The organism is Tropicimonas sp. IMCC34043 (assembly GCF_003390845.1).
Taxonomy (GTDB): domain Bacteria; phylum Pseudomonadota; class Alphaproteobacteria; order Rhodobacterales; family Rhodobacteraceae; genus Tropicimonas.
Genome location: NZ_QMEK01000011.1, coordinates 1 through 5,833, shown reverse-complemented (window position 1 = coordinate 5,833; position 5,833 = coordinate 1). Strand labels below are relative to the sequence as shown.

General features: G+C 55.2%; 2 tRNA genes and 3 rRNA genes. All 5 read left to right on the top strand.

The features are described 5' to 3' along the window. Window positions 1–400: 400 nt before the first annotated feature. The 5 genes from DQG17_RS21505 (at window position 401) to rrf (ending at window position 5,740) form a co-directional block, all read left to right on the top strand. Window positions 401–1,868 (top strand): 16S ribosomal RNA (locus DQG17_RS21505). 222 nt (window positions 1,869–2,090) lie between these two features. After that, window positions 2,091–2,167, top strand: a tRNA-Ile gene (locus tag DQG17_RS21500). A 15-nt stretch (window positions 2,168–2,182) separates the two neighbouring features. Continuing rightward, a tRNA-Ala gene (locus tag DQG17_RS21495) sits at window positions 2,183–2,258 on the top strand. Between the two features lie 326 nt (window positions 2,259–2,584). Continuing rightward, a 23S ribosomal RNA gene (locus tag DQG17_RS21490) occupies window positions 2,585–5,423 on the top strand. 202 nt (window positions 5,424–5,625) lie between these two features. After that, window positions 5,626–5,740: ribosomal RNA gene (gene rrf, locus DQG17_RS21485) — 5S ribosomal RNA — on the top strand. Together the 16S, 23S and 5S rRNA genes with 2 tRNA genes alongside form the textbook arrangement of a ribosomal RNA operon. Window positions 5,741–5,833 lie beyond the last annotated feature (93 nt).

Sequence of the window (5,833 nt, the reverse complement as noted above, 5' to 3'; positions counted from 1 at the left end):
CCCCTTCACCGGCGGCGCTGAGGGCGCTGACGGGACGCGGAACGGGGTTGGCGGGAACGCTGACTGAGGGAAGCGGGACGACATCGAGAGGATTATGAGGCTGGCGCGCCTGATAGGAATTGGGCGCATCGGTTGGATTTGTTCTCTCTGCTCTTTGACATTGCTATTGACTGAAGAGATTTGTGGGCGGTTTGGTTCATTCGATGAATGAATGACTGCACATAGATCGACCTCATTAGGCTTTCGGGCCGATGATATGAGGGTCAGCTTCACTGTTTGAACGGACTTCGGTTTCCGATGGAAACTGAAGCACATCAAACAGAGACGGTTTCAGGTCTTTCGGGATCTGGAAACGATGTGCAGAGGTTCGAACGTCAAGGACAAGCGCGCAAGCGCTTTTCAACTTGAGAGTTTGATCCTGGCTCAGAACGAACGCTGGCGGCAGGCTTAACACATGCAAGTCGAGCGAGATCTTCGGATCTAGCGGCGGACGGGTGAGTAACGCGTGGGAACGTGCCCTTTGCTACGGAATAGCCCTGGGAAACTGGGAGTAATACCGTATGTGCCCTTCGGGGGAAAGATTTATCGGCAAAGGATCGGCCCGCGTTGGATTAGGTAGTTGGTGGGGTAATGGCCTACCAAGCCGACGATCCATAGCTGGTTTGAGAGGATGATCAGCCACACTGGGACTGAGACACGGCCCAGACTCCTACGGGAGGCAGCAGTGGGGAATCTTAGACAATGGGGGCAACCCTGATCTAGCCATGCCGCGTGAGTGATGAAGGCCCTAGGGTCGTAAAGCTCTTTCGCCAGGGAAGATAATGACGGTACCTGGTAAAGAAGTCCCGGCTAACTCCGTGCCAGCAGCCGCGGTAATACGGAGGGGACTAGCGTTGTTCGGAATTACTGGGCGTAAAGCGCGCGTAGGCGGACTATTAAGTCAGGGGTGAAATCCCGGGGCTCAACCCCGGAACTGCCTCTGATACTGGTAGTCTTGAGTTCGAGAGAGGTGAGTGGAATTCCGAGTGTAGAGGTGAAATTCGTAGATATTCGGAGGAACACCAGTGGCGAAGGCGGCTCACTGGCTCGATACTGACGCTGAGGTGCGAAAGTGTGGGGAGCAAACAGGATTAGATACCCTGGTAGTCCACACCGTAAACGATGAATGCCAGACGTCGGGCAGCATGCTGTTCGGTGTCACACCTAACGGATTAAGCATTCCGCCTGGGGAGTACGGTCGCAAGATTAAAACTCAAAGGAATTGACGGGGGCCCGCACAAGCGGTGGAGCATGTGGTTTAATTCGAAGCAACGCGCAGAACCTTACCAACCCTTGACATCTGGATCGCGGTTACCCGAGAGGGTTTCCTTCAGTTCGGCTGGATCCGAGACAGGTGCTGCATGGCTGTCGTCAGCTCGTGTCGTGAGATGTTCGGTTAAGTCCGGCAACGAGCGCAACCCACGTCCTTAGTTGCCAGCAGTTCGGCTGGGCACTCTAAGGAAACTGCCGGTGATAAGCCGGAGGAAGGTGTGGATGACGTCAAGTCCTCATGGCCCTTACGGGTTGGGCTACACACGTGCTACAATGGCAGTGACAATGGGTTAATCCCAAAAAGCTGTCTCAGTTCGGATTGTCGTCTGCAACTCGACGGCATGAAGTCGGAATCGCTAGTAATCGCGTAACAGCATGACGCGGTGAATACGTTCCCGGGCCTTGTACACACCGCCCGTCACACCATGGGAGTTGGGTCTACCCGAAGACGGTGCGCCAACCTTTACAGGGGGCAGCTGGCCACGGTAGGCTCAGCGACTGGGGTGAAGTCGTAACAAGGTAGCCGTAGGGGAACCTGCGGCTGGATCACCTCCTTTCTAAGGATGCTTCTGGTTCGGTTGATTGTTCGCAATCGGCTGACGTGACGCACTTAGCATGGTCGCAAGACCAAAATACGAACCAGGCCGTCCACATATCTCTTCAGTCCTTGGAATGTCGCTCGCTTGAGCGACTGGTGATAACCACTTCTGGGTGCCCTTCGGGACTTGCCTTCGGCAATGCCCTTGCGCACTCGTCGATCCGCCCCGGTGGATCAACGTGGGTCGGTAGCTCAGGTGGTTAGAGCGCACGCCTGATAAGCGTGAGGTCGGAGGTTCAAGTCCTCCTCGACCCACCATCACTTCGCGTGAGAGGGGCGTTAGCTCAGCTGGGAGAGCACCTGCTTTGCAAGCAGGGGGTCATCGGTTCGATCCCGATACGCTCCACCATGCACACCTTGCACATTCCACCGATTTGACCGCCGAGAGCCAGCTGGCTCTCCGCCGTCCAATCGGACGCGTCAGCGGCCTTCGGGCCGCTCGACATTGACATCGTTCAGAGAGTTAAACATCAGAATTGCTGGCACCCCGCGTGAGGGGAGGCCTGCGGCCGTGATCTTCGGATCCGGACCGCGCAGCAATTTTGTCCAAGTCAAGTACACTAACCAAAATGTGTTTCCTCTCAGAGGAAACGCGGGAATGTACGACTTCTGACCAGATCGAGATGCGGGTCGAACCAGCCCCGTACCGGCGCAAGCCTTGCTCTTTCTGGATCAGATCAAGCGCGAAAAGGGCGTTTGGTGGATGCCTTGGCAGCAAGAGGCGATGAAGGACGTGATACTCTGCGATAAGTCCTGGGGAGCTGAGAATAAGCTTTGATCCAGGAATTTCCGAATGGGGCAACCCACCTGATACTCGGTTATTGTCAATCGCAAGATTGTCGATAATTGGGTGAACCAGGTACTTTGAGGCTGAATACATAGGCTTCAAAGAGCAAACCCGGGGAACTGAAACATCTAAGTACCCGGAGGAAAGGAAATCAATTGATACTCCCCTAGTAGTGGCGAGCGAACGGGGACCAGCCGAGCAATGAGAGTGACAGGAACAGTCTGGAAAGACTGGCCATAGTGGGTGACAGCCCCGTACTGGAAGCTCGATTTGACGTATTAAGTAGGGCGGGACACGTGAAATCCTGTCTGAAGATCGGAGGACCACCTTCGAAGGCTAAGTACTCCTTGCTGACCGATAGCGAACCAGTACCGTGAGGGAAAGGTGAAAAGCACCCCGACGAGGGGAGTGAAACAGTTTCTGAAACCGGGCGCCTACAAGCAGTCGGAGGGACCTCGAGTCCTGACGGCGTACCTTTTGTATAATGGGTCATCGACTTGGTCTCACATGCAAGCTTAAGCCGTTAGGTGTAGGCGTAGCGAAAGCGAGTCTTAATAGGGCGATTGAGTATGTGGGATCAGACCCGAAACCGAGTGATCTAGGCATGATCAGGATGAAGGTGCGGTAACACGCACTGGAGGTCCGAACCCACACCTGTTGAAAAAGGTCGGGATGAATTGTGCCTAGGGGTGAAAGGCCAATCAAACTCGGAGATAGCTGGTTCTCCGCGAAATCTATTTAGGTAGAGCGTCATCCGAATACCCCGGGGGGTAGAGCACTGGATGGGTAATGGGGCCCCACAGGCTTACTGATCCTAACCAAACTCCGAATACCCGGGAGTACTAGATGGCAGACAGACGGCGGATGCTAACGTCCGTCGTCGAGAGGGAAACAACCCTGACCTCCAGCTAAGGCCCCCAATTCATGGCTAAGTGGGAAAGCAGGTGGGACGACCAAAACAACCAGGAGGTTGGCTTAGAAGCAGCCATCCTTTAAAGATAGCGTAACAGCTCACTGGTCTAATCAAGTTGTCCTGCGGCGAAGATGTAACGGGGCTCAAGCCATGAGCCGAAGCTGAGGACTGCGTATGCAGTGGTAGCGGAGCGTAGTGTGACATAACACCATGTCTCTTTAGCGGACGGTGCCTGCTTGCAGGCATCCTACGCCTTGGAGACGAGGTGTTTTCTGTGAAGCCGGGCTGTAAGGCATCCGGTGGAGAGATCACTAGCGAGAATGATGACATGAGTAGCGACAAACAGGGTGAGAAACCCTGTCGCCGAAAGTCCAAGGGTTCCTGCTTAAAGCTAATCTGAGCAGGGTAAGCCGGCCCCTAAGGCGAGGCAGAAATGCGTAGTCGATGGGAATCAGGTTAATATTCCTGAGCCAGGAGGATGTGACGGATCATGTAGGCGTGCGTCCCTTAACGGATTGGGGCGTATCCGAAGTGGTTCCTGGAAATAACCCTCCATGAGACCGTACCCTAAACCGACACAGGTGGACTGGTAGAGCATACCAAGGCGCTTGAGAGAACGATGTTGAAGGAACTCGGCAAAATACCTCCGTAAGTTCGCGAGAAGGAGGCCCGGCGTTTGATCGCCGGGGGCACAAACCAGGGGGTGGCGACTGTTTACTAAAAACACAGGGCTCTGCGAAGTCGCAAGACGACGTATAGGGTCTGACGCCTGCCCGGTGCCGGAAGGTTAAAAGGAGGGGTGAGAGCTCCGAATTGAAGCCCCGGTAAACGGCGGCCGTAACTATAACGGTCCTAAGGTAGCGAAATTCCTTGTCGGGTAAGTTCCGACCTGCACGAATGGCGTAACGACTTCCCCGCTGTCTCCAACATCGACTCAGCGAAATTGAATTGCCTGTCAAGATGCAGGCTTCCCGCGGTTAGACGGAAAGACCCCGTGCACCTTTACTACAGCTTCAGACTGGCATCAGGATTGGGATGTGCAGGATAGGTGGTAGACTTCGAAGCAGGGACGCTAGTCTCTGTGGAGTCTCCCTTGAGATACCACCCTTCGCACTCTTGATGTCTAACCGCGGTCCGTTATCCGGATCCGGGACCCTCTGTGGCGGGTAGTTTGACTGGGGCGGTCGCCTCCTAAAGAGTAACGGAGGCGCGCGAAGGTTGGCTCAGAGCGGTCGGAAATCGCTCGTTGAGTGCAATGGCAGAAGCCAGCCTGACTGCGAGACTGACAAGTCGAGCAGAGACGAAAGTCGGCCATAGTGATCCGGTGGTCCCGAGTGGGTGGGCCATCGCTCAACGGATAAAAGGTACGCCGGGGATAACAGGCTGATGGTGCCCAAGAGTCCATATCGACGGCACCGTTTGGCACCTCGATGTCGGCTCATCTCATCCTGGGGCTGGAGCAGGTCCCAAGGGTATGGCTGTTCGCCATTTAAAGAGGTACGTGAGCTGGGTTTAGAACGTCGTGAGACAGTTCGGTCCCTATCTGCCGTGGGTGTAGGATACTTGAGAGGAGTTGCCCCTAGTACGAGAGGACCGGGGTGAACGATCCACTGGTGGACCAGTTGTCGTGCCAACGGCAGTGCTGGGTAGCTATGATCGGAAAGGATAACCGCTGAAGGCATCTAAGCGGGAAGCCCCCCTCAAAACAAGGTATCCCTGAGGGCCGTGGTAGACCACCACGTCGATAGGCCGGAGATGTAAGCGCAGCAATGCGTTCAGTTGACCGGTACTAATTGCCCGATAGGCTTGATCTGATCCAGAAACAGCAAGGCTCAGGACCCATACAGTCCAAAACCTGCTGTCAGAAGTCAGCTTGGACAAAACATTCTGATGTTGCCCAACCGCCGGTCGCCAAAAGCACCGGCGGGGTGGCGCTCGACGCTTTGCTCAACCCAAAGCCGCCCGCGCCACCCGTTCGATCCCAATCCACGATCGAACGATGGGGATTTCCCTTGGTTTGGTGGTCATAGCACGAGCAAAACACCCGATCCCATCCCGAACTCGGCCGTTAAGTGCCGTCGCGCCAATGGTACTGCGTCTCAAGACGTGGGAGAGTAGGTCACCGCCAAACCTAGCGAAATTCCCAATAACTCTCGACGATCGTCGCAAAATCCAAACCAACAAAACACAACGCCCTAGGATAGTCATCCCAAGGCTGGCCAGT